Annotated in this window: 17 protein-coding genes; 15 read left to right on the plus strand and 2 right to left on the minus strand. The window is 72.4% G+C overall.

All coding sequences use genetic code 11. The features are described from left to right. Positions 1-6: 6 nt before the first annotated feature. On the minus strand, positions 7-2,331 hold the full coding sequence (locus IEY73_RS09490) for a putative bifunctional diguanylate cyclase/phosphodiesterase (protein ID WP_189078749.1): 2,325 nt from the start codon (positions 2,329-2,331) through the stop codon (positions 7-9). A 304-nt stretch (positions 2,332-2,635) separates the two neighbouring features. On the opposite strand from IEY73_RS09490, the gene IEY73_RS09495 reads away from it, so the two are divergent. The 11 genes from IEY73_RS09495 (at position 2,636) to IEY73_RS09545 (ending at position 17,968) form a co-directional block, all read left to right on the plus strand. Further along, positions 2,636-3,328, plus strand: a complete 693-nt coding sequence (locus IEY73_RS09495) for an EcsC family protein (protein ID WP_229715718.1) — start codon at positions 2,636-2,638, stop codon at positions 3,326-3,328. Positions 3,329-3,424: 96 nt separating this feature from the next. After that, positions 3,425-4,057: a hypothetical protein gene (locus IEY73_RS09500; RefSeq protein WP_189078750.1), complete on the plus strand. Its 633-nt coding sequence runs from the start codon at positions 3,425-3,427 to the stop codon at positions 4,055-4,057. A gap of 85 nt (positions 4,058-4,142) precedes the next feature. Next, positions 4,143-5,714 carry a Na+/H+ antiporter gene (locus IEY73_RS09505; RefSeq protein ID WP_189078751.1) on the plus strand — a complete coding sequence of 524 codons (1,572 nt, stop codon included), beginning with the start codon at positions 4,143-4,145 and terminating at the stop codon, positions 5,712-5,714. Next, a complete protein-coding gene (locus tag IEY73_RS09510; protein ID WP_189078752.1) occupies positions 5,711-5,974 on the plus strand; it encodes a UBP-type zinc finger domain-containing protein in 264 nt (87 codons plus the stop codon). The genes IEY73_RS09505 and IEY73_RS09510 overlap by 4 nt, the downstream gene beginning before the upstream one ends. A 217-nt stretch (positions 5,975-6,191) precedes the next feature. Beyond that, positions 6,192-8,303 (plus strand): glycogen debranching protein GlgX, encoded by a 2,112-nt coding sequence (gene glgX, locus IEY73_RS09515; protein ID WP_189078753.1) that lies wholly within the window; start codon positions 6,192-6,194, stop codon positions 8,301-8,303. Continuing rightward, on the plus strand, positions 8,303-10,594 hold the full coding sequence (gene treY, locus IEY73_RS09520; protein WP_189078754.1) for a malto-oligosyltrehalose synthase: 2,292 nt from the start codon (positions 8,303-8,305) through the stop codon (positions 10,592-10,594). The genes glgX and treY overlap by 1 nt, the downstream gene beginning before the upstream one ends. Continuing rightward, positions 10,591-12,321, plus strand: a complete 1,731-nt coding sequence (gene treZ, locus IEY73_RS09525) for a malto-oligosyltrehalose trehalohydrolase (RefSeq protein WP_189078755.1) — start codon at positions 10,591-10,593, stop codon at positions 12,319-12,321. The genes treY and treZ overlap by 4 nt, the downstream gene beginning before the upstream one ends. A gap of 191 nt (positions 12,322-12,512) precedes the next feature. After that, positions 12,513-13,703 carry a transporter substrate-binding domain-containing protein gene (locus IEY73_RS09530; protein ID WP_189078756.1) on the plus strand — a complete coding sequence of 397 codons (1,191 nt, stop codon included), beginning with the start codon at positions 12,513-12,515 and terminating at the stop codon, positions 13,701-13,703. Continuing rightward, a complete protein-coding gene (locus tag IEY73_RS09535) occupies positions 13,700-14,722 on the plus strand; it encodes a hypothetical protein (protein WP_189078757.1) in 1,023 nt (340 codons plus the stop codon). The genes IEY73_RS09530 and IEY73_RS09535 overlap by 4 nt, the downstream gene beginning before the upstream one ends. A 103-nt stretch (positions 14,723-14,825) precedes the next feature. After that, entirely contained in the window at positions 14,826-15,545 is a 720-nt protein-coding gene (locus tag IEY73_RS09540; RefSeq protein WP_189078758.1) for a PP2C family protein-serine/threonine phosphatase, read from the plus strand. Between the two features lie 104 nt (positions 15,546-15,649). Next, the gene (locus tag IEY73_RS09545; RefSeq protein WP_229715700.1) at positions 15,650-17,968 is read left to right on the plus strand and encodes a putative bifunctional diguanylate cyclase/phosphodiesterase; all 2,319 of its coding nucleotides are present in this window, start codon (positions 15,650-15,652) and stop codon (positions 17,966-17,968) included. A 46-nt stretch (positions 17,969-18,014) separates the two neighbouring features. Here the strand turns inward: IEY73_RS09545 and hrpB are convergent, their stop codons facing one another. Beyond that, entirely contained in the window at positions 18,015-20,507 is a 2,493-nt protein-coding gene (hrpB, locus tag IEY73_RS09550) for an ATP-dependent helicase HrpB (RefSeq protein ID WP_189078760.1), read from the minus strand. Between the two features lie 154 nt (positions 20,508-20,661). On the opposite strand from hrpB, the gene uraD reads away from it, so the two are divergent. Genes uraD through IEY73_RS09570 form a run of 4 tightly spaced genes read left to right on the plus strand, consistent with a single transcriptional unit; the run spans position 20,662 to position 23,731 of the window. After that, positions 20,662-21,168: a 2-oxo-4-hydroxy-4-carboxy-5-ureidoimidazoline decarboxylase gene (gene uraD, locus IEY73_RS09555; RefSeq protein WP_189078854.1), complete on the plus strand. Its 507-nt coding sequence runs from the start codon at positions 20,662-20,664 to the stop codon at positions 21,166-21,168. Continuing rightward, positions 21,155-21,517 (plus strand): hydroxyisourate hydrolase, encoded by a 363-nt coding sequence (gene uraH, locus IEY73_RS09560; protein ID WP_189078761.1) that lies wholly within the window; start codon positions 21,155-21,157, stop codon positions 21,515-21,517. Before uraD ends, uraH begins: the two co-directional genes overlap by 14 nt. A gap of 1 nt (position 21,518) precedes the next feature. Beyond that, positions 21,519-22,379 carry a factor-independent urate hydroxylase gene (gene pucL, locus IEY73_RS09565; RefSeq protein WP_189078762.1) on the plus strand — a complete coding sequence of 287 codons (861 nt, stop codon included), beginning with the start codon at positions 21,519-21,521 and terminating at the stop codon, positions 22,377-22,379. Further along, positions 22,376-23,731, plus strand: coding sequence for an 8-oxoguanine deaminase (locus tag IEY73_RS09570; RefSeq protein ID WP_189078763.1), 1,356 nt, complete (start codon positions 22,376-22,378; stop codon positions 23,729-23,731). Before pucL ends, IEY73_RS09570 begins: the two co-directional genes overlap by 4 nt. The last annotated feature ends 234 nt before the right edge of the window (positions 23,732-23,965 follow it).

The following is a 23,965-nucleotide window of genomic DNA, read 5'->3' on the forward strand; positions in this document are numbered from 1 at the left end:
TGGGGGTCAGACCGGCATGGTCGCGGGTGCCTCGGCGAGGTGCCGGGTGATCTGCTCCGCCGACAACGGCCGGGCGAAGTGGTAGCCCTGGGCGAATCGGTATCCCATGCGGTGCAGGGTCTGCGCCTGCTCCGCGGTCTCCACACCTTCCGCGATCGCCTTCAGGTGCAGGCCATCGGTGATTTGGATCATCGCGGTGGCGATCACCGCCTCCTCGGAGCCGCTGCCGATGCCGTCGACGAAGGACTTGTCCACCTTCAGCGTGTCGGTCGGGACGGTACGCAGCAGGCCGAGCGAGGAGTGTCCGGTGCCGAAGTCGTCCAGCGCCACGCGGACGCCCAGCGAGACGAGCTCGTTCAGGGTGTCCTGGGCGGCGCCGCCGTCGAACACGGCCGTCTCGGTCACCTCCACCACCAGCCGTTCGGGATCGAAGCCGGTTTCGGTCAGGGCCGCGCGCACGTCGCCGGCGAAGCCGGGCTCGCGCAACTGGCGTGCCGAGACGTTGACCCCGATCTCGTGCGGCACGGCCGCGCCGAACTGCTCGGTCCAGGCGGCGGCCTGGCGCAGCGCGGACCGCATGATCCAGTCGCCGAGCGGGACGATCAGGCCGGTACGTTCGGCGACCGGTACGAACGTGGCCGGGCTGACCGGGTCCCGCCCCGGCGGATGCCACCGCACCAGCGTCTCCAAGCCGGTCCACTCTCCGTCGGGCAACCGCACGATCGGCTGGTAGACGAGGGAGAACTCGCCGCCGTCCAGGGCGCGCCGCAGCTCGGCGCCGAGCTGTGCGTCGGCGGTGCGATCGTGTTCGAGCTGAGCGTCGTAGATCGCGTGCCGGCCCTTGCCGCGTTCCTTGGCGGCGTACATGGCCAGGTCCGCGCGTCGCAGCAGTTCCTGCGGGGCGGCGCCCGGCCAGGTCTGCGCGAGACCGACGCTGGCTCCGGTCAGCAGGTCGTAACCCAGCGCGTGCACCGGACGGTTCAGCGCCTCGGTGATCCGGGACAGCACCTCGTCGGACTCCTGCCGGCGCAGGCCGTGCAGCAGCAGGCCGAACTCGTCGCCGCCCAGCCGCGCCACCACATCGCCGTCGCGCACGCAGGACTCCAGCCGCCGGCCGACCTCGACGAGCAGGGCGTCGCCGACGGCGTGCCCGAGACGGTCGTTGATGGCCTTGAAATCGTCCAGGTCGATCAGGGCCAGACACAGGGCGTCCCCGTCGGCCGGCATGGCGGCAAGCGCCTCCCGGGTGGCTCGTTCAAACAGGGCGCGGTTGGCCAGCCCGGTGAGTCCGTCGTGGGTGGCCTGGTGCCGCAGTTGTTCGCGGCCGGCGTCCACGCGGCGCAGCAGCCGCGCGTTTTCGGACAGGGCGGCGAACTGCCGGAACGCCACCAGCGCGGTGAGCGCCACCGCGGCCACCGCGACCGCGGTGACGGCCGGCCCGGACGCGTGCGCCACCACGAGCAGCAGGCAATCGGTGGAGCCGACCGCCGCGTACGGCACCATGCTGAACGGCCGACGGCGCCTCGGGGCGCGCGGCGCGGTGACGGCGCGGCGCTGCCGGTCTGCGGCCAGCGTGACGCAGAACATGGTCGCCGGCACGAACATCTGTGCCCCGCTGATGCCCGGATGCACATGGACGAGCATGGGGAACCCGGCGCCACCGGCCGCGCCGACGATCGCCGCGGCGGCCAGCCAGCGCACCGTCACCAGGTCGAGGCCGGCCAGCCCGCTCGTCGCCACCTTGATGAGGGCCAGTCCGCCGATCAGCCCCAGGGTGGCCAGCAGCAGCATCGGCACCGTGGCGGACCCGTAGTTGTCGGCGGCACGGACGTCGGCGGTGAAATACCAGGCGAAGATGCCGGCCGTGATGCTGACCGTGAGCGCGTCGAGGACGAAACGGACCGTGCGTTCGCGCTGCCGGCGGGCGCCCAGCGGGATCCGCAGCAGCGCCCAGAGCAACACCACCATGGCCAGCGAGTACGCGATGGTGGCGAGCGGGTCGTGCTCGCGCTGGACGTCGCGGGCGGGATCGCGGATGCCTTGGTGCGCGTCGCTGCCCAGGCCGATCACCACGAAGGCGGCGACCAGCGCGATCGAGCGCCATAGCCGGCGGGTGGAGTCCTCCAGCCCGTCGGCGGCGGCGGTACGCCAGGCGGCGAGCGTGCTCAGGGCGGTGCCGAGCACGGCCGGCAGCCAGCCCCACAACACCGGAGTGAGCTGCGCCCGGCTGTTGATGACGAAGATCACCACGGCGGCCAGGACGGACGCGGCGGAGCCGAGCAGCAGCGGGGTGACACGCGGCCGGGCCACTTGTCCTTGCCCACCTGACATCTGCCGACTCCTCGCTGCGGTTGCGCGTCCGTGTCGCCTATCGGCCCTCGCCCCGCCCGCATGAGAACCCTCGCCCCGCCCGCATGAGAAAGGCCCTCGCCCCCTCCCTCGTGCGAAGGCCGCCGGAGGCCCGGCCGCCGCGGCGCGGCACGCCGGGCGGCACGTGCATGTGCGTTCGGTTCGCCTGCACGTGCATCGGCACGGCACAATGGTGTGAAGATCCGCTTGATGCTTTCGGGGTGATCGCGTGAACGAACCCGTCGACCCGGCTGCCGGGGACGCGGCCGCGGGGGACCGGGCCGCCGTGGGACCGGCAGCTCCGGCCGCCGACGAGCCGGGCACCGAGGCCACCGGCCCGCCGGGCTCGCTGTGGGCCAGGATGAAGGCCGACCCGCAGTACGCACCGGAGCATCTCGCGCTGGAGGCCGCGCGCCGTCTCGGCCCCGAGGCGCACCAGTGGGCGGAGCGGATGCGGTCCGCGCAGCCCGGCGCGGACCCCGAGGCGCTGGCCCAGATGGCGGTCCGCCGCTTCACCAACCTGGCCCGGCTGTCCGGCGCCGTCTCCGGTGCTACCGGCCTGCCCGGAGCGGTGGCCGACGTCGGCGTGCTGGCCTGGACCCAGTCCCGGATGGTGCTGCACATCGCCGCGGCGTACGGGCGCGATCCGTCCGCCCCGGAACGCGCCACCGAGCTGCTCGTGCTGATGAGGGTGCACAAGGGCGCCGAGACGGCGCGCGTGGCGCTGGGCGTGGCCGCCGGCCGCGAGCGAGCCGCGCGGCTGTTCGACGGTGCGGCCGGGCGCCCGCTCAGCGGTGTGGTGATGCGACTGGGCGTCAAGCTGGCACAGATGGCCGGTGTCCGCGCGGCGAAACGGGTGTTCGCCAAGATCATTCCGGGTGCCGCGGTGATCCTCGGCACCTGGGTCAACTCGGCGGCCACCAAGGACCTCGCCCGCCGGGCCCGGGAGACCTATCGCACCGCGGCGCCGGAAGGCTAGCCGTGCCGGCCGGGGCTCCGGCCGATTCCGCTCAGATGCGCCGCCCGGCTACCGATGTGGTCCCGGTGGCGACACGACCGGCGGGAGGTGAGGCGGGTGCGGCGCGGAAACTGGGTGATGCTGCTGGCGGCGCCGCTCCTGCTGAGCGGCTGCAACGTGGTCGACACGCTCACCGGCACACCCGCCGCCGGCCCCGTGAGCAGCGGTTCCGCGGCCGGTGACGCCGCGCCGACCGGCAACAGCGGCGACAACTGGCTGGTGTACGCCGAGGGCAGCCCCACGCCGTCGCCGCGCCCCAGCTACCCGGCCGTCGAGCCGGATCCCGTGGAGACCGGGTTCCTGCCGCTGGAGACGGCGTCGCCCACCCCGGAGACCACCCCGACCGCCACCTGTTCGCCGAACATGTTCGCGTTCGACAAGATCCAGACGGCGTACGTCGATCCGGGCCCGACCAGTGCCGTGGTCACCTGGTACAACGTCGGTGGCGCCAACCTGATCGAGTTCCGGCTGACCGCGATCAGCCAGGACCTGACCGGCGGGCGGCAGCGCGACGTCGGCTGGGTGACGGTGCAGCCGAGCACGTCGTGCGGCTGGATGAGCGCCACGGTGCCCGGCCTGGACCGGCAGACCCGCTACGTGTTCTCGGTGGACGCGGTGGCGACCCGGCACAGCGGGGCCGGCACCCGCGCCTCGACGGTGGCGCGTTCCCTGGTGACGAGCACCACCTGAGGAACCTCCCCGTCCGGTTCGGTCGCGCCGGGACGGGAGGTTTCGCCCGGCCGGGGCCCGTGGAGCAGGCTCTAAGCTTCCGGTCATGGAAGGCATCGTCGACACGGTCGTGCTGGTGGCGATCGCCGTGCTCGGGGCGGCGCTGGCGCGCCGGCTCGGCTTCATCGCGCCGCTCGTGCTGCTGGTCGCCGGACTCGCGTTGTCCGTGCTGCCGGGCATGCCGGACGTGCACGTCGAACCGGACCTGGTGCTGGTCGGCATCCTGCCGCCGTTGCTCTACGTGGCCGCGCTGCAGACCTCGGTGCCGGCCTTCCGGCGGGCGCTGCGGCCGATTCTGCTGCTGGCGGTCGGGCTGGTGGTGTTCACCGCGCTGGTGGTGGGCTTCGTGGTGCACGCGGTGCTGCCGCAGGTGCCGCTCTCCGGCTGCATCGCGCTCGGCGCGGTGGTGGCCCCGCCGGATGCGGTGTCGGCCACCGCGATCGCCCGGCGCATCGGCCTGCCCCGCCGCGTGGTGACCATTCTGGAGGGGGAGAGCCTGCTCAACGACGCGACCGCCCTGGTGCTGCTGCGCGTCTCGGCGGGCGCGTTGACCGGCCTCGCGGTGGGCTTCTGGGACATCACCGGCCGGGTGGTGCTCACCGCCGGCGGCGGCCTGCTGATCGGCATGGCCGCCGCGGTGGGCGCCGCCTGGCTGCACCGCCGGATCTCGGATGCCTTGCTGGACGACGCCGTATCGCTGCTCACGCCGTTCGTGGTGGTGATCGTCGCGGAGGAGGCCCAGGCGTCCAGCGTGGTGGCGGTGGTGGTGGCCGGGTTGTACCTGGGGCACCGCATCCCGTACCTGCTGTCGCCGACCTCCCGGCTGCAGATGGAAGCGGTCTGGCGGCTGATCATCTTCTTGCTGGAGGGCGTGGTCTTCCTGCTGGTCGGCCTGCAACTGCGGGAACTCGTGGGCGACCTGGAGACCGGTGCGGTGACCACCGTGGCGGTCACCGGCCTGGTGTTCGCGACGGTGGTGGCGGCCCGGTTCGCCTGGATGTACCCGGCCACGTACCTGGCCCGCCTGATCCCGCGGATCCGGGCCCGCGAGGACCGCCCGCCACCGTCGGTGCCCACCGTCATCGCCTGGGCCGGCATGCGCGGCGTGGTGACGCTGGCCGCGGTGCTGTCGCTGCCGGCCGGCACGCAGGTGGCCGGCGGCTACCCGCGAGACCTGTTCGTGTTCGTCGCCTTCGCGATCATCGTGCTCACCCTGCTGGTGCAGGGCACCACGTTGCCGATTCTGGCCCGCCGGACGGGGGTGCGCGAGGACTCCAGCGCCGAGGACGCCCTCGCCGAGGCGAGCGTGCAGTACGCGGCGACCCAGGCGGCGCTGCGGCGGCTGGAGGAGCACGCGGACGGCGCGCCGGCCTCGGTCGTGGAGCGGCTGCGCGGGCTGGCGGACAACCGGGCCAACGGCGCCTGGGAACGGCTCGGCAGCCAGGAACGGGAAACGCCGTCCGCGGCGTACGGTCGGTTGCGCCGAGAGATGATCAAAGCGGAGCGTCACGTGTTCAAACTCGCGCGCAACGAGGGCCGGATCCCGGAGGAGGTGCTGACCCGCGCCCAACGCGATCTCGACCTGGAAGAATCCCAGTTGCAACGGAGCGAAGATTGACCTGCGAGCACCTCAAGGACGCCGCCGAGCCGGCTCCGCAGACCCCGTACGGGCAGGGCTGCCCGGCCTGCGAACGCGACGGCCACACCGACTGGGTGCACCTGCGCCTGTGCCTGACCTGCGGCCTGGTCGCCTGCTGCGATTCCTCCCCGCGCCGGCACATGTCCGGGCACCACGCGGACACCGGGCATCCGGTGATGCGTTCCTTCGAACCCGGCGAGGACTGGCGCTGGTGTTTCGACGACCACCTGCTCGGATGACACCGGCCCGGGGCGTCCGCACCGGCCCCTCATCGAGGGAAGTATCTGCGGGTAACCGGACAGTCGCGCAGACGGCCGTCGGGGCCATCGGTGACAATGACCGCTGACGCGGCCACGCGGGATTGAACCGGCCGCAGGTGGGGCAGTGATGCCCCCACTGCGCTACGGCCCCGGGCGTGGACGCGGCGAGGATCTGTCGAGGGAGTGGGAGCACAACATGCAGGTGTGGCCTGGCCATCGGTATCCGCTGGGCGCCACGTACGACGGGACGGGCACGAATTTCGCGATCTTCTCCGAGGTGGCGGAGGCCGTCGAGCTTTGTCTCTTCGATCCCTCGGGCAACGAGCGCAAGGTTCAGCTGCACGAGCAGGACGCCTTCGTGTGGCATGCCTACCTGCCGGGCGTGGAGCCGGGCCAGCGGTACGGGTACCGGGTCTACGGCCCGTACGACCCCTCACGCGGCCTGCGGTGCAATCCGCACAAGCTGCTGCTGGACCCGTACGCTCGCGCGGTCGACGCGGACATCGACTGGCATCCGTCGCTGTACTCGTACCATTTCGACAATCCGGATGAGATGTCGGACCTGGACTCCGCGCCGCACATGGCCAAGGGTGTGGTGATCAACCCGTACTTCGATTGGGGCAACGACCGCCGCCCGGACATCCCGTACCACCATTCGGTGATCTACGAGGCGCACGTCAAGGGGCTCACCGAACAGCACCCGGACGTGCCGCGGGACATGCGGGGGACGTACGCGGCCATCGGTCACCCGGCGATCATCGAGCACCTCAAGAGCCTCGGTGTGACCGCTCTGGAGCTCATGCCGGTGCACCAGTTCGTGCACGACAACCGGCTGGCCGACCTGGGTCTGCACAACTACTGGGGGTACAACACCCTGGGCTTCTTCGCGCCGTACCACGGCTACTCGGCTACCGGCTCGCTGGGCCAGCAGACCCAGGAGTTCCGCGGCATGGTCAAGGCGCTGCACGCCGCGGGCATGGAAGTCATCCTCGACGTGGTCTACAACCACACCGCGGAGGGCAACCACCTCGGGCCCACGATGAGCCTCAAGGGCATCGACAACCGCACCTACTACCGCCTGGTGGACGACCAGCCGCAGTTCTACATGGACTACACCGGCACGGGTAACAGCCTGAACGTGCGCAGCCCGCACAGCCTTCAGTTGATCATGGACTCGTTGCGGTACTGGGTGTCCGAGATGCACGTCGACGGCTTCCGCTTCGACCTGGCCTCCACCCTGGCCCGCGAGTTCTACGACGTGGACCGGCTGTCCACGTTCTTCGAGGTGGTGCAGCAGGACCCGGTGGTCGGGCAGGTCAAGCTCATCGCCGAGCCGTGGGACGTGGGACCGGGCGGATACCAGGTGGGCAACTTCCCGCCGAACTGGACCGAGTGGAACGGCAAGTACCGGGACACGGTCCGTGACTTCTGGCGTGGCGAGCCGGCCACCCTGGCCGAGTTCGCCAGCCGGATCACCGGCTCCGCCGACCTCTATCAGGACGACGGGCGCAAGCCGTTCCACTCGATCAACTTCGTCACCGCGCACGACGGCTTCACGCTGCACGACCTGGTGTCGTACAACGACAAGCACAACGAGGCCAACGGCGAGGAGAACCGGGACGGGGAGAGCCACAACCGCTCCTGGAACTGCGGCGTCGAGGGCCCCACCGACGACCGCAGCGTGCAGGCGTTGCGCTCCCGGCAGCGGCGCAACTTCCTGGCCACGCTGCTGCTCAGCCAGGGCGTCCCGATGATCTCCCACGGCGACGAGATGGCCCGCACCCAGCGCGGCAACAACAACGCGTACTGCCAGGACAACGAGATCGCGTGGGTCGACTGGGAGCACGCCGACGAAGATCTGCTGGAGTTCACCCGCAAGCTGACCGCGTTCCGGCACCGGCACCAGGTGTTCCAGCGCCGGCGTTTCTTCACCGGTCTGCCGGTGACCGCCCGTGGTGGCGGCGACCCGCTACCCGACCTGGAATGGTTCACCCCGGACGGGCGTCAGATGACCGGCGACGACTGGGGCAACGACTTCGGCCGGGCGGTCGCCTTGTTCGTCAACGGCGAGGGCATCCGGGAACGCGGCCGGTACGGCCAGCGTCACGTGGACAGCTCCTTCTTCCTGTGTTTCAACGCGCACGACGCGCCCATCGAGTTCGCCACGCCCCCGGCCGAGTACGGGGAGAAGTGGGAGAAGGTCATCGAGACCGCCGAACCGTCGCCGGACCGTCCGTCGGTGGTCGAGGCGAACTCGATGATCATCGTTCCGGATCGCTCGCTCATCGTCTTGGACAGGACGGTCTAATGCCCCATCCCCCTGCCCTGCCCGCTCCACCGTCGGCGACCTATCGCATCCAGGTCCGCCCCGATTTCGCCCTCAGAGCCACCGCGGAGATCGCCGACTACCTGGCCGAACTGGGGGTGTCGCACCTCTACACCGCCCCGCTGCTCACCGCCGCGCCCGGCTCGCAGCACGGCTACGACGTTGCCGACCACGGCGCGGTCGGCGAAGCGCTCGGCGGTGAGCAGGCCCGGCAGGAGCTGGTCGCCGCCCTGCGGGCGTGCGATCTCGGCCTGGTGGTGGACATCGTGCCCAACCATGCCGGGATCGCCGCGCCGACCGCCAACCCGACCTGGTGGGACGTGCTCAAGCACGGCGAGCAGTCGCGGTTCGCCGCGTTCTACGACATCGACTGGTCCCGCGGCCGGGTGCTGCTGCCGGTGCTGGCCGACGACCCGGACGCGCTCGACGAACTGCGCATCGACGGCGACGAACTGCGCTATTACGACAAGCGCTACCCGATCGCCGACGGCACACTGGGCGGCACGCCGCGCGAGGTGCACGACCGCCAGCATTACGAACTGGTGAACTGGACGCGCGGCGACGCCGAACTGAACTACCGGCGTTTCTTCGCCATCACCGACCTGGCCGGGCTGCGGGTCGAGGACCCCGAGGTGTTCGACGCCACGCACGCGGAGATCCTGCGCTGGTACGCCGAGGGCACCGTGCAGGGCATCCGGGTGGACCATCCGGACGGCCTGCGCGACCCCGGCGGATACCTGCGCCGGTTGCACAAGGCCGCGCCGGACGCGTGGCTGGTGGTGGAGAAGGTCCTGGAGCCGGGGGAGGAACTGCCCGACTGGCCGGTCGCCGGCACCACCGGATACGACGCCATGTCGGAGATCTGCGGCGCGTTCGTCGACCCCGGTACCGAGGCGTTCTTCGACACGCTGGACCACCACCTCACCGGCCGTGAGACCTCGTGGCAGGACCTGGTGCACGAGACCAAGTTGATGGTCGCGACGACCATGCTCGCGGCCGAACTGGACCGGATGGCCCGGCTGGTCCCGGACGTGGAGCGGGCACCGCGCGCGCTGGCCGAGCTGGCCGCCTGCTTCCCGGTCTACCGGTCCTACCTGCCGCACGGGCTGCGGAACCTGGCCCAGGCACGCGCCGAGGCGGGCCGGCGCCGACCCTCGCTGATCCCGGTACTGGATCGGCTGCTGATCCGGCTGCGCGACCCGGGAGACGAGCTGGCGCAGCGGTTCCAGCAGTTCACCGGCGCGGTGATGGCCAAGGGCGTGGAGGACACCGCGTTCTATCGCTGGACCCGGTTCACCGCCCGCAACGAAGTGGGCAACGATCCGGGCAAGTTCGGCGTGACACCGGACGAGTTCCACGAGGCCGCCGCGCATCAGCAGCGCCACTGGCCGAACGGGATGACGTCGCTGTCCACCCATGACACCAAGCGCAGCGAGGACGTGCGGGCCCGGCTCGCCGTGCTGTCCGAGCTGCCCGGCGACTGGACCGAGGTGGTGCGCCGCTGGGTGCGTACCGATCCGCTGGCCGACCCGTCGCTGGCCCACCTGGTGTGGCAGGCGGCGGTCGGCGCCTGGCCGATCGAACGGGAGCGTCTGCAGGCGTACGCCCTGAAGGCGGCCAAGGAGGCCGGCGTCTCGACCTCGTGGACCAAGCCGGACGAGGACTTCGAGGCCGCGCTGCGGCAGATGGTCGACCGGATCTACGACGATCCGGCGCTGAACGCGGAACTGGCCGGGTTCGCCGCGTCGATCACCTCACCCGGGTGGTCCAACGCGCTGGGGCAGAAGCTCGTGCAGTTGACCATGCCCGGCGTGCCGGACACCTATCAGGGCACCGAGCTGTGGGACTTCTCGCTGGTGGACCCGGACAACCGGCGGCCGGTCGACTTCCCGGCGCGCCGCGAGATGCTCTGCCGCATCGACGACGGATGGCTGCCGCCGGTGGACGACACCGGCGCGGTCAAGTTGCTGGTGACCAGCCGTTGCCTGCGGTTGCGCCGGCAGCGGCCGGATCTGTTCCGGTCGTACACGCCGGCGTACGCGGACGGTCGCCTCGGCCCGCATGTGCTCGCGTACGACCGCGGTGGCGTGGTCGCGGTCGCCACCCGGCTGCCGGTGGGATTGTCACGCCACGGAGGCTGGCACGACACCACCCTGTCGCTCGACGGCCATAGCTGGACGGAAGTCTTCACGAACACCAGCTACGGCGGGAGTCGTCTCGCGGTCGCCGATCTGCTCCGTACGTACCCTGTCGCGCTGCTGGTGAAGGAATGACGCTCTTCGAAGTGTGGGCGCCGGAGAAGACCGTCCGGTTGCGCATCGACGGTCAGGACCGGGACATGGAACGTGGCACGGACGGATGGTGGCGCCTCGACGTGCCGCAGGCCGCCGCCGGCACGGACTACGCCTATCTGCTGTCCGGGCACGACACTGCGCTGCCCGACCCGCGCTCGCCCCGGCAGCCGGACGGGGTGCACGGGCCGAGCCGGGTCTACGACCACGGCGCCTTCGCCTGGAGCGACGGTGACTGGACCGGGCGGCAACTGCCCGGCGCGGTGCTGTACGAGATGCACATCGGCACGTTCACCCCGCAGGGCACCTTCGACGCCGCCATCGAACGGCTCGACCACCTCGTCGACCTGGGCGTGGACATGGTCGAACTGCTGCCGGTCAACGCGTTCAACGGGCGCTGGAACTGGGGGTACGACGGCGTCTGCTGGTACGCGCCGCATGAGCCGTACGGCGGACCCGACGGCCTCAAGCGGTTCGTCGACGCGGCGCACGGCAAGGGCCTCGGGGTGCTGCTGGACGTGGTCTACAACCACTTCGGGCCGTCCGGGGCGTACGCCCCGATGTTCGCGCCGTACCTGAGCGCCTCCGGCAGCAACCCGTGGGGGGCGTCGGTCAACCTGGACGGTCCGGGCGCCGACCAGGTGCGCCGCTACATCATCGACAGCATGCTGTCGTGGCTACGCGACTACCACGTCGACGGGCTGCGCCTGGACGCCGTGCACGCCCTGGTCGACCACACCGCGATCCATCTGCTGGAGCAGGCGGCCGTCGAGGTGGAGAGCCTGTCCACCCATCTGGGCCGGCCGCTGTCGCTGATCGCCGAGTCGGACCTCAACGACCCGCGGCTGATCACCTCGCGGGAGGCCGGCGGCTACGGGCTGCACGGGCAGTGGGACGACGACGTGCACCACGTGCTGCACGCCATGCTCACCGGCGAACGGCAGGGTTACTACGGCGACTTCGGCTCGCTGGAGAGCCTGGAGCAGGTGCTCACCGGCGCGTTCTTCCACGCCGGCACGTGGTCCAGCTTCCGCGCTCGGCGGCACGGGCGCCCCATCGACCGGCACACCATGCCGGGGTACCGGTTCGTCGCGTACCTGCAGAACCACGACCAGATCGGCAACCGAGCGGTGGGTGACCGGCTCGCCGCGACCTGTTCGCCGGGGCGGCTGCGGGTGGGTGCCACCCTGCTGCTCACCGCGCCGTTCACGCCCATGCTGTTCATGGGGGAGGAGTGGGCGGCCGGCACACCGTGGCAGTTCTTCACCAGCCATCCGGAGCCGGAACTGGCCGACGCGGTCCGCACCGGGCGGCGGCGGGAGTTCGCCTCGCACGGGTGGGCCGAGGCGGAGGTGCCGGACCCGCAGGACCCGGACACCTTCGAACGATCCAAGCTGGACTGGTCCGAGAGGGGCAAGCCGGGACATGCCGAGATGCTGGAGCTGTACAAGCGGCTGATCGCGTTGCGCCGCGCGCACCCGGACCTGTCCGATCCGCGGATGGACCGGGTCGAGGTGTGGCACGGCGACGGTCACGTGGTGGTGCGGCGCGGCGACTGCTTGGTGGCCGCCAATCTGTCCGCCACCACGCAGACGATCAACCTGCGTGCGGTGCCGCGCTCGGTGCTGCTGGCGACCGAGCCCGGCGCGGTGCTGCACCGCGACCGGGTGGAGTTGCCCGCGGAGTCGGCGGTGGTCGTCACCCGCTAGGGGGCGTCCGGCGAGGCGGGCCCGGCAGGTGCCGGGCCCGCCTTCGCGTGTCTGCGGCACCGCGCCCCCCGGTCGGCGGAGACTGTCCTGACTCGTCGGACACGGCCGGTTGGTCGGTCATCGGACACCACATTCGCCGATTGCCGGGCACCATGGGGGCCGTACGCGCAAGGGGAGGGATGTTGTCCGGCATGAACCCGAACGCGGGCTCGGACGGTTTGACGCGGCGCCGGCCCTGGCCGGTGCGCCGCCGCTCGGCGTCGTCGCCCGAGGACATCGCTGACCGGGACATCCATGACCGGGACATCCGGGAGCGGGAGGTCGCCGATCGGGAGACCGCGGACACCACACCGTCGCGCCCGGAACCGCCCCGTCTGGAACCGCCCCGTCTGGAGCCGTCGCATCTGGAGCCGTCGCGTCTGGACCCGGAACCGCCGCGTCGGCTGGACATCGCCGCGGTGCGCCTCGGCGCGCTGGGCCTGGCACTGGTGCTCGCGCTGTCCCTGGCGACGGTCCGGCTGCTGGTCGGCGGTCCGCCCTCGGTGGCCGAGCTGCGCGCCCAGTCCGGCGTGGACACCTGGCCGGTGCTCCCCATCGGAGTGAAGGACGACCAGCCGGGCGTCGCCTATCGCTACCCCGACGGCCACTGGGCCGGTTTCGACATTCAGATCGCCTACATGATCGCCGAGGATCTCGGCTTCCGGCGGGACGAGATCCGCTTCTACGGCATGGAGAGCGAGGACCGCGCCCGGATGCAGGCCACCGACGCGGACGGCAACCGGGTGCCGGTGAAACTGGTGATCGCCAGCTACAGCATCACCACCGACCGGGAGGACATGGCCGGCGTGACGTTCTCCGCGCCGTACCTCTACACCGAGCAGTCGGTGCTGACCCGCCCGGACCACACGGCGGTGTCCGCCCTGGAGGACCTGCGCGGCCAGGACGTGTGCACGCTGTCCACGGCGACCAGCGAGACGGCCCCGATGCGGGCCGGCGCCATCGTGCACCGCCGGAACCTGATGCACGAGTGCATCGACGACCTGCGGGCGAAGCGGGTCGACGCGGTGTCCACCGACGCCGCCATCCTGGCCGGATACAAGGCGCGGGATCCGGACGCCTTCGCGCACTGGGATCTGGGCCTGGACACCACCGAGGCGTGGGGGGTGAACGTGGGCGAGAACGAGGCGCTGAAGACGCTCGTCGACCTCACCCTGTACCGCTCGTTGGTGGACCCCGCGGACGACCGGTGGGAGCAGGCGTACCAGGAGAACCTGCAGTCCGAGGCGCCGGCCAACAAGGGCACCCCGATCGCGGTCGCGCAGCAGCCGGACGTGGCCAAGCCGAAGGTGCGCGAGCAGCCCTGGGAGGACAACCTCCCGTGACCGAGCTGATCATCAAGGGCGGTGGCATCGCGCCGCGGCGCCGCCGGGCGCAGTTGAACTGGCTGCTGACCGTGCTGCCGGCCTTCCCGCTGGCGCTGCTGGTGCTGCGGCTGTGGTACCTGAGCCGGCAGGATCTGCCGACCATGCTGTTGCTGGTGCGCTACATCAGCCCGCTCGGCATGATCAGCGCGTTGTTCATCACCCTGCTGTCCGCCGCCCCGGCCTTCATCCTGGTGCTGCGGGTGCTCGGCGGCATCCTGCTGGTCAGCGCGCCGGAGCAGGCGGGCCGGTCGATGCTGGCGGTGACCGCGCTGCGGATGCCGGACTGGGTGGTGCTGCTGGCCGTCATGCTGGCCGGCTTCACCTGGCAGTTGCGGCTGCTGCCGACCCTGATGATGCTGCTCGTGTCGATCATGGGATTGACCGCGGTGCAGCGCTTCCACACCGCCCGTTGGCTGATGCTCTGGATCACCGTGGTGGTGCCGGTGCTGGTCGGCCTGCTTGTGCTGATCTTCGTCGGGCCGGGCATCGTGGCGGCGGTGTCCGCCGGTGAGACGAGCACCGCGCTGCTGCTGGGGGTGCCGCCGCTGCTGGGCCCGCTGCTCACCGGCCCGGTTCCGGCCTGGGCGGCCCGGTTCGCCACCCATTGGCCGGCCGTGGGCGCGGCGTTCATCGCGCCGTTCGCCATCGGCGTGGTCTTCCTGCGTGCGCCGGTGCTGCCGGACAGCGCCATCGAGACCGGGCCGCCGGACGGTCCGGTCGAGGTGGTCCGCGGGCAGTTGATCGCCGTGGACGACACCGCGACCACGGTGCTGCTGGCCGGCGGCGAGGTCACGTTCCTGGACAACGACGACGTCCGGTCCAAGACACTGTGCCCGGAGCCGGAACCCCCGCTGGAGAGCATGGTGTCCGTGCGAGGTTGGCACGTTGAGGAATCCGCCCTCGGCTGGGTGGCCCCGACGCGGCACGCGGGTCCGGTGGATCCGCGCTGCTTGGGGCGGCCTTTGCGGCCCGAATGAGCGCCCGGCGCGGCGGGCGCGGGCCGTCGATACCACCGCGCATTTGCGGCGCGCCGCCCACCGCGTGCAGACATGCTGGACGCGACCTGGCAGGCTGCACGCCATGACCTTGCATCTTCGGTGGGCGGCCGTCACCGACACCGGACACGTCCGCAGCAACAATCAGGACGCCTACTATGCGGGTGAGCGGCTGCTCGTCGTCGCCGACGGGATGGGCGGAATGGCGGCCGGGGACGTGGCGAGCCGCCTCGCCGTCGACGCCATCACCTCGCTGGACATGGCGATCGACAACGAGCACCAGATGGACGCCCTGCACAAGGCTCTCGAAGCGGCCAACGGGCGGATCGCCGAGACGGTGGCCGGCGACGCGGCGCTGCAGGGCATGGGCACCACGCTGACCGCGGTGATCTTCTCCGCCGACCGTGCGGCGCTGGCCCACGTGGGTGACTCCCGGGCCTATCTGCTGCGGGCCGGCCGGCTGAACCAGTTGACCAAGGACGACACGTATGTGCAGATGCTGGTGGATCAGGGACTGATCCGGCCGGAGGAGGCGGGCAACCACCCCCGCCGCGCGGTGGTGACCCAGGCATTGCAGGGTGAGCCGGTCAGCCCGGCGTACGTGATCGTGGAGCCCGAGCCGGGGGACCGCTGGCTGCTGTGCAGCGACGGCCTGACCACGGTGGTGCCGACCGAGACCATCGAGGCGGAGATGCTCGCCGTCCAGGATCCGCAGGCGTGCGCCGAGCGGTTGCTGGAACTGGCGCTGCAAGCGGGCGGCCCGGACAACGTCACGGTCATCGTCGCGGATCTGACAACGGACTGAGCAACCACGTGCCGTGACCGACGGCTGCGGTACGTTACTCCGGTTCGCGGCTGGCGGGCCGCGCTCGGTTGCAGGTGGTGATGACGACGGCACGACTGTTCACAGTGCGTTTACCGGTCGTGGCGGTGCTCACCGTCGCGACGGTGTCGATCCTGCAGACCGCGGTGCCGGCGGGTGCGGCTCGGCAGACCGCCGCCGACGCGGCACAGGCCGTGTGCGGGCTGGCCGCCGCGGGTGTCTGCGCGGCCCGGGCCCGGCGGCGCACCGGGCCGCCCCGGCGCTGGCGACTGGCGCTGGCCGTCGGCCTGGCTGGCTGGTCGCTGATCCGCGTCTGGTGGCTCGTGCGGGACGCCGTCGATCCGGGTCGTCCGGCCGCGGCGGCGGTCCCCGACGTCGGGTTTCTGGTGCTGCCGGCCTGCGTGCTGTTCGCGCTGCTGATCACGGCTGCGGCGGTGCCCCGGCACGGCGTCCTCGCCACCCGTCGCGATGATGTGGTGCTGCCGATCGACAGTGTGCTGGTGGCCGGTTCGCTGCTGGCCGTGGCCTGGACGGCGTTGCCGCGTGGATGGTTCGACCGCATCGGCGCCGACCCGGTGGCATCGGTGATCGTGGCCGTGTACCCGCTTGCCGACCTGTTCCTGGCCACCATGGCCGCGCTGCTGCTGGCCACCCGGCCGGCCGTGCGCCACGGCGGTGCGCCGGTGTGGCTGGCCGCCGCCGGGATGATCGCGTTCGGGGTGTCCGACGTGTTGCGGGCGGTGCACTCCGGCGGGCAGGTCCTGCCCCCGGCGGCCGTCGCCGGCTGGTTGCTCGGCCCCCTGCTGCTGGCCCTGGCAGCCCTGCAACCGCCGCCGGACTCCGACGCGACGCACATCGTGCGGGAGGGCCCGGCGTGGCCGCATCTGCTCCTGCCGTACGTGCCGGTGATCGCCTCGGGTGTGGTGATCGCCGCGCGTACCGCCACCGGCGGTCAGCTCACCCCGTTCGAGGTCTATCTGGGCTGGCTGGGCCTGGGCCTGGTGGTGGCCCGGCAGATGTTCACCATTGTGGACAACACGATGCTGCTCGGTCGGGTCTCGGAGGGGCAGCGGCGACTGCAGCATCAGGCGTACCACGACCCGCTCACCGGGCTGGCCAACCGCACGCTGTTCCGGGAACGGCTGATCCGCGCGCTGGACGCTCCGGCGCCCCGGCCGACGGCGCTGCTGTTCGCCGATCTGGACGACTTCAAGCTGATCAACGACAGCTTCGGGCATGCCACCGGCGACCGGCTGCTGCGGGAGGTGGCGCGGCGGCTGCTGGACTGCGTGCCGCCGGAGGATCTGGTCGCCCGGCTCAGCGGCGACGAGTTCGCGGTGCTGATCGAGGACCGGACCGCGGACGCCGAGCGGATCGGGCGGTGCATCCTGGCCGCGCTGCGCGAACCGGTCCAGTTGGACGGGCACGCCGTCGCGGCCGGTGCCAGCATCGGGATGGTCACCACCGGTTCGGCCGGCGCGCCCGCGACCACCGATGCGGTCGCGGCGGCGGACGCGCTGCTGCGCCGGGCGGACGCGGCGATGTATGCCGGCAAGCGCCGCGGCAAGGGGACCCTCGTCGCGTACGCCGGTGGCGCGGACGGCGGTCCGCATGCGGACCTTCCGCATCTGCTGGCACGGGCGCTGTCCGGTGCGCCGGCCGACGCCGGATTCGAGGTGGTCTACCAGCCGATCGTGCGGTTCTCCGACGGTGGCACGGTGGCGGTGGAGGCGCTGGCGCGCTGGACCGATCCGGTGCACGGGCCGATCGATCCGGATGTGTTCGTGACGGTGGCCGAACGCATCGGGCTGGTCACCGCGATCGACGACTTCGTGCTGGACCGTGCGTGCGCCGACGCGGCCACGCTGGCCGACGCGTACGGGCGGCCGATCGACGTGCACGTCAACGTGTCGGCCTCCCGGCTCGGCCCGCAGGGGCTGGAGGGGTCGATCAGCCGGGCGCTGCACCGGCACGGGGTCCGGCCGTCCCGGCTGGTCATCGAGATCACCGAGACGCGGCGCATCCCCGACCTGGCACGCGCGGCGCAGGCGGCGAACCGGTTGCGCGCGTCCGGCGTGCGGATGGCGCTGGACGACTTCGGCAGCGGCTTCAACGCGCTGGCCCAGTTGCATTCGCTGCCGGTGGACATCGTGAAGCTGGACGCGACGCTGACCGACGTGGACGTGGCGCCGCATCAGGCCGCCGCGCTGTGCCGTTCGGTGCTGGCGATCTGCCGGGATCTGAACGTGGCGGTGGTGGCCGAGGGGATCGAGACGCCGGAACGCGCGGATGCGCTGGCCGATCTGGGGTGCCGGCTGGGACAGGGATATCTCTTCGGGCCGCCGATGCGGCTGGCGGCGCTGCCGGTGACCCCGGCGCAACGCCGTCGCCGGGTGTCCACCTAGCCCGCTGTCCACCTAGCCTCCTAGGAGGCTGAGGGGGCGTGCCCGATCACCGCGCCCGGGGATTGGCCCGCCGGGTGGGCGCCGCAGCCGTCGGATCCTCCGGCCAGGGATGCCGCGGATAGCGCCCCCGCATCTCGGCGCGGACCTGCGCGTACCCGCCGGACCAGAAGGACGCCAGATCCCGGGTGACCGCCACCGGCCGCCCGGCCGGAGACAGCAGGTGCAGCAGCACCGGCACCGTGCCGTCCGCCACCCGGGGCGCATCCGTCCAGCCGAACACCTCCTGCAGCTTCACGGCCAGCACGGGCGCCTGCGGATCGGCGTACGACACGCGGATCCGGGAACCGCTGGGCACCCGCATGCGCTCCGGCGCCACCTCGTCCAGCCGGGCTGCGGCCTGCCACGGGAGCAGGCCGCGCAGGGCCGCCGCCATGTCGATGCGGGCCAGGTCGGCGCGTCGCCGTGCCCGGCCGAGCCACTGGTCGGCGGCGGCCAGCAGGGCCGCGTCGTCGACGGGCGGCCAGGGATCGCCGAGCGCGGCGTGCGCGAACGCCAGCCGCTCACGCAGCTCGGACGCCTCCCGCGACCACGCCAGCAGGCCGAGCCCGGCACGCCGCAGCCCGTCCTGCAACGCCGCGGTCACCGCGGCCGGATCCGGATCGTCCAGCCGCTGCTGCGCGAGGTCGAGGGCGCCGAGGCGCTGCACCGTGCGGGCCACCACGTCACCGTCGATCCAGCCGACCTGAGTCTCGCTGGTCAGCAACGCTCCGGCGGCCTCGCGCGCGGTGCCCTCGTCCAGCGGGGCGGCCCAGCGGATCCGGGCGGTACGCGCTCCGGGCGCCCGGTCGGCGTCGGCGATGGCCAGCCACGCGGACCCGGTCAGCGCGCTGCCACCGGACAGCTCGGCGGCGGTCCCGCCGGCCATCAGGTAGGTGCGTCCGCCGCCGTCGCGCACCCGGGCGACCCGTTCCGGGTACGCGAGAGCCACCACCAGCCCGGTGACCCGGTCGTCGCTCAAGTCCGGTGCGGCTCCATCCGGCTGGTGCGTCGCGGCGTCCGCGGCGTGACCGGTCAGCCGGCGCACCTCGGCGCGCCAGGCCGGCGGGTTCTCCCGGCGGGCCGCCCGCAACGCCGCCACCAGGTCGTCGCCGCCCCCGCCCGGGTCGTCGAGCAGGGCGACGATCTCGGCGGCACGCCGGGCGCCCACCACCCCTGCCGCGTCGGAGAGCGCGCGTGCCAGGCGGGGGTGCAGGCCGGCGCCGGCCAGCGCGCGCCCCCGCGCGGTCACCGCACCGTCGGCCCGCAACGCGCCCAGATCGCGCAGGATCTCCCGGGCGGCGCGCAACGGCCCCTCGGGCGGCGCGTCCGGCAGCCGCAGACCGGCGCCGTCCGGGTGCCCCCACAACGCCAGGTCCAGCGCGAAGCCGGTCAGATCGGCCACCGCGATCTCCGGTTCCGGCTGTGCGGGCAGGCGGGCGTGCTGCGCCGCGGACCAGCACCGGTACACCCGGCCGGGTGCCTCCCGGCCCGCCCGGCCGGCGCGCTGGCGTGCGGCGGCCCGCGACACCGGCACGGTGACCAGGGCGCCGAGGCCGCGGGCATGGTCGCGGCGGGGGACCCGGCTCAGCCCGGCGTCCACCACCGCGCGGACGCCGGGCACGGTCAGGCTGCTCTCGGCCACCGCGGTCGCCAGCACCACCCGTCGTCGCGGGCCGGCTCGCAGCGCCGCGTCCTGAGCGGAGGCGGACTGACGGCCGTGCAGGCGCACCACGTCCGCGTCCGCGTCCCGCAGCCGCCCGGCCACGGTCTCGATCTCCCGGGCGCCGGGCAGGAACGCCAGCACGTCGCCGGGACCGTCGGCCAACGCCCGCCGGATGGTGACCGCCACATGATCGAGGAGCCGGGGATCCACCCGCAGGCCGTGCGGCGGCGCGACGGCTCCGGCCGGTGGCGTCCACCGTACGTCGATCGGGTACGTCTCGGCCTCCGCTCGCAGCACCGGGGCGGCCTTGCCGTCCTCGCCGAGCACCTGCGCGAGCCGGGGTGTGTCCGCGGTGGCCGACGTGGCCAGCACCCGCAGATCCGGTCGCAGCGTGGCGCGCACCTCGACCAGGAAGGCGAGCGTCAGGTCCGAGTCCAGATGACGTTCGTGACATTCGTCGAGAATCACCGCGGACGTACCGGCGAGTTCCGGGTCTCGTTGCAGCCGCCGCACGAGCACGCCGGTGGTCACCACCTCGACGAGCGTGTCCCGCCCGACCCGGCGGTCGCCGCGCACGGTGTACCCGATCCGGCCGCCGACCGCCTCGCCGAGCAGATCGGCCATCCGGCGGGCGGCGGCCCGCGCCGCGACCCGGCGTGGCTCGGCGACCACCACGCGGGTGCCGTCGGCGGCCAGAGCGAGCGGCACGAGGGTGGTCTTGCCCGTGCCGGGCGGTGCCACGAGCACGGCGGCGCCGGCGTCGCGCAGGGCGGCGTCCACGTCGGCGAGCGCGGCGCGCACGGGCAGCCTGGGCAGGTCGTCGGGCGCGAGCAACATGCGCACAGTGTGGCGCAACACCCGGATGCGTCATCCGGGGCGGGCCGGTGATGATCGGGGTGTTAATTCCCCGCCGGGGGACTGCACGGTGCGGCCGTCGCCTGCTTGACTGATCACGACCCGACGACCGATCGCGCGGGAGGTGGTGGTGACCATGAGTGCGGTGGAGGCGTTCAACGCTCTGCCCGCCGACCGGCTCGCGGCCGATCTGCGGGCCTGCTGCGCCGCGCCCGCGTGGGGCGCCGCCGTGGCCGCCCGCCGCCCGTACCCGGACGTGGCCGCCGTGCTGTCCGCCGGCGATGCCGCCTCGGCCGCCTTGAACTGGGACGACGTGCGCACCGCGATGTCCGCGCATCCGCGCATCGGGGAGCGACCCGGCGGCGCGGGCGCCGAGGCCGCCTGGTCGCGGCGGGAGCAGGAGGCCGCCCGCACCGGGGACGAGGCGCTGACCACCGCGCTGGTGCGGGCCAACTGGGCGTACGAGGAACGCTTCGGGCACGTCTTTCTGATCTTCGCCACCGGAAAGGGGCCCGAGGAGATTCTGGGCGAGGCCCGGCGCCGGCTGGGCAACGACGAGCAGACCGAGCGCGCGGAAGTCGCGGAGGAGCTCCGCAAGATCGCGCGGCTGCGGTTGGAGAGGCTGCTGGATGCCCTCGGATGACGGCACCGATCCGGACTTCTACACCCGGATCTCCACACACATCCTGGACACCGCGCTCGGCGAGCCCGCCCGGGACGTGTATGTGCGGCTGGAGCGGCACGACACCGACGGCTGGCGGACGCTCGCGGAGGGGCACACGGACGCCGACGGCCGGTTGCGGCACCGGGTGCCGGTCCGCGATTGGCAGGCGGGCGGATACCGGCTGGTGTTCTACGTGGAGCCCTATCTGGGCGGTGACGCGTTCTTCCCGGAGATCACCATCGCCTTCCATGTGCACGACGCGGAGCGGCACTATCACGTGCCGTTGTTGTTGAGCCGGTACGGCTACACCACCTATCGAGGGAGCTGACGTGGCGATCGTGCTCGGGCCGAACCGGTACGGCAAGGCGGAGACCCGCCTGGTGCGTGTGGTGCGCGACGGCGACACGCACACGCTGGCCGACCTGAACGTCAGCGTGGCGCTCTCCGGTGACCTGGCGGCCACGCACCTGACCGGGGACAACGCGGGTGTGCTGCCGACCGACACGATGAAGAACACGGTCTACGCGTTCGCCAAGGAGCACGGCGTGGCGGAGCCGGAGGAGTTCGGGCTGCTGCTGGCGCGCCACTTCGTGACCACGCAGCCGCAGGTGTCCGCCGCGCGGGTGGCCCTGGAGTCGTACGGGTGGAGCCGCCTGGGCCCGCACTCGTTCCGGCGGGACGGGGCGTGCACGCGTACCGCGACGGTGACGGTGACCGCGAACGCGGCGCAGGTGGTCTCCGGGGTGTCCGGCCTGGTGCTGTTGAACACCACGGCGTCGGAGTTTCACGGCTTCCCGCGCGACAGGTACACGACGCTGCCGGAGACCACCGACCGGATCCTGGCCACCGCGGTGGACGCCCGCTGGCGGCACCGATCCGCGGACGCCGGCTGGGCGGCGTCGTTCGCCGGCGCGGTGGAGGCCATGACGACGGCGTTCGTGCGTACGTACAGCCACTCGCTGCAGCAGACGCTGTTCTCCATGGGCAGCCGGGTGCTGGAGACCCGCCCGGAGATCGCGGAGATCCGGCTGGCGTTGCCGAACAAGCATCACTACCTGGTGGACCTGAGCCCGTTCGGGCTGGCCAACGACAACGAGGTGTTCATCGCCGGTGATCGCCCGTACGGGCTGATCGAAGGAACCGTGACCCGCGACGACGTGCCGCCGGCGGACGCGGAGTGGTACCGGTGATCGTCGTCGAGAACGTCGCGATCGCCTGCGTGGACGCGGCCGGCACCGAACACGCCGACGGGCACGTGGTGGTCGGCGACGACGGCCGGATTGTCTCGGTCGGGGCGGGCCGCGCCGACGAGCCCGCGGGCGAGGTGCGCCGCGTCGACGGCACCGGTTGCCTGGTCACGCCGGGGCTGGTGAACACTCATCACCATCTCTATCAGTGGGCCACCCGGGGGTTGGCGCTGGACGAGACGCTGTTCGGCTGGCTCACCACGCTGTACCCGATCTGGGCCCGGCTGGATGCCGAGACGGTCGGGGCGGCGGCCGGTGCCGGGCTGGGCTGGCTGGCGCTGTCCGGGTGCACCACCACGATGGACCATCACTACGTGTTCCCGCGCGACGGCGGTGACGTGCTGGAGGCGGAGATCGCCGCGGCCCGGCGGCTGGGCCTGCGTTTCCATCCGACCCGCGGGTCGATGGACCTGGGCCAGGCGGACGGTGGCCTGCCGCCGGACAGCGTGGTGGAGGACACCGACGCGGCGCTGGCCGCCACCGAGGCGGCCATCGACCGCTGGCACGACCCGTCGCCGGAGTCGATGCTGCAGATCGCGGTGGCGCCCTGCTCGCCGTTCTCGGTGACCGGCCGGCTGATGAGCGAGGCGGCCGAGCTGGCCCGCCGCAAGGGCGTGCGGCTGCACACGCACCTGGCGGAGACCGACGACGAGGACGATTTCTGCGCGCAGCGCTTCGGGTGCACTCCGGTCGAGTACGCCGAACGGCTCGGCTGGCTCGGCGCGGACGTGTGGCTGGCGCACGGCGTGCACCTGGACGACGCGGCCATCGCGCGGCTGGGCGCCACCGGTACGGGCGTGGCGCACTGCCCGAGCTCGAACGCCCGCCTGGGCGCGGGCGCGGCCCGGGTGCCGGAACTGTTGCGCGCGGGCGTGCCGGTGGGGCTGGGCGTGGACGGCGCCGCCTCGCAGGAGGCGTCGCACCTGGGCGCGGAGTTGCGGCAGGCGCTCTACACCGCGCGCACCCGCGGTGGCCCCGGCGCGATGGACGCCCGGACCGCGCTGCGGCTGGGCACCATGGGCGGGGCGCGCTGCCTGGGCCGCGCGGACCACATCGGTTCCCTGGAACCGGGCAAACTGGCGGACCTGGTGATGTGGCGGCTCGACGGGCTGGGCCACGACGGGATCGACGATCCGGTGGCGGCGTTGGTGTTCGGCCCGCCGGCGCCGGTGGAGCTGGCGCTGGTCGGCGGCCGGCCGGTGGTCGAGGGCGGGGCGCTGGTGCATGCGGACGCGGCGGAACTGACGCGGGCGGCGGGGCGCGCACACCGCCGGCTGATGGCGGCGACACGCTGAGGACCCGCCGTCATCCGCCGAGCCGGCCGACGGTGGGTGACGCTGAGCGTGTGTGGCGGTACGGTCCGCAGTCTTTTGGCCTCTCTATTCCGGCCATGACGTCAACGGGCTCGGCGATGTGCCTCGCCACGGTGAAAAGGTTCAGCGATCCGGACCGTTGAAGGCCGCGAACTGACATCCCGAAAATTCCTGATAACCGGCTCTATTTCGGCGGAGGAGGATCCGGGGACGGCG

Source organism: Mangrovihabitans endophyticus, from assembly GCF_014646155.1.
GTDB lineage: Bacteria > Actinomycetota > Actinomycetes > Mycobacteriales > Micromonosporaceae > Actinoplanes > Actinoplanes endophyticus.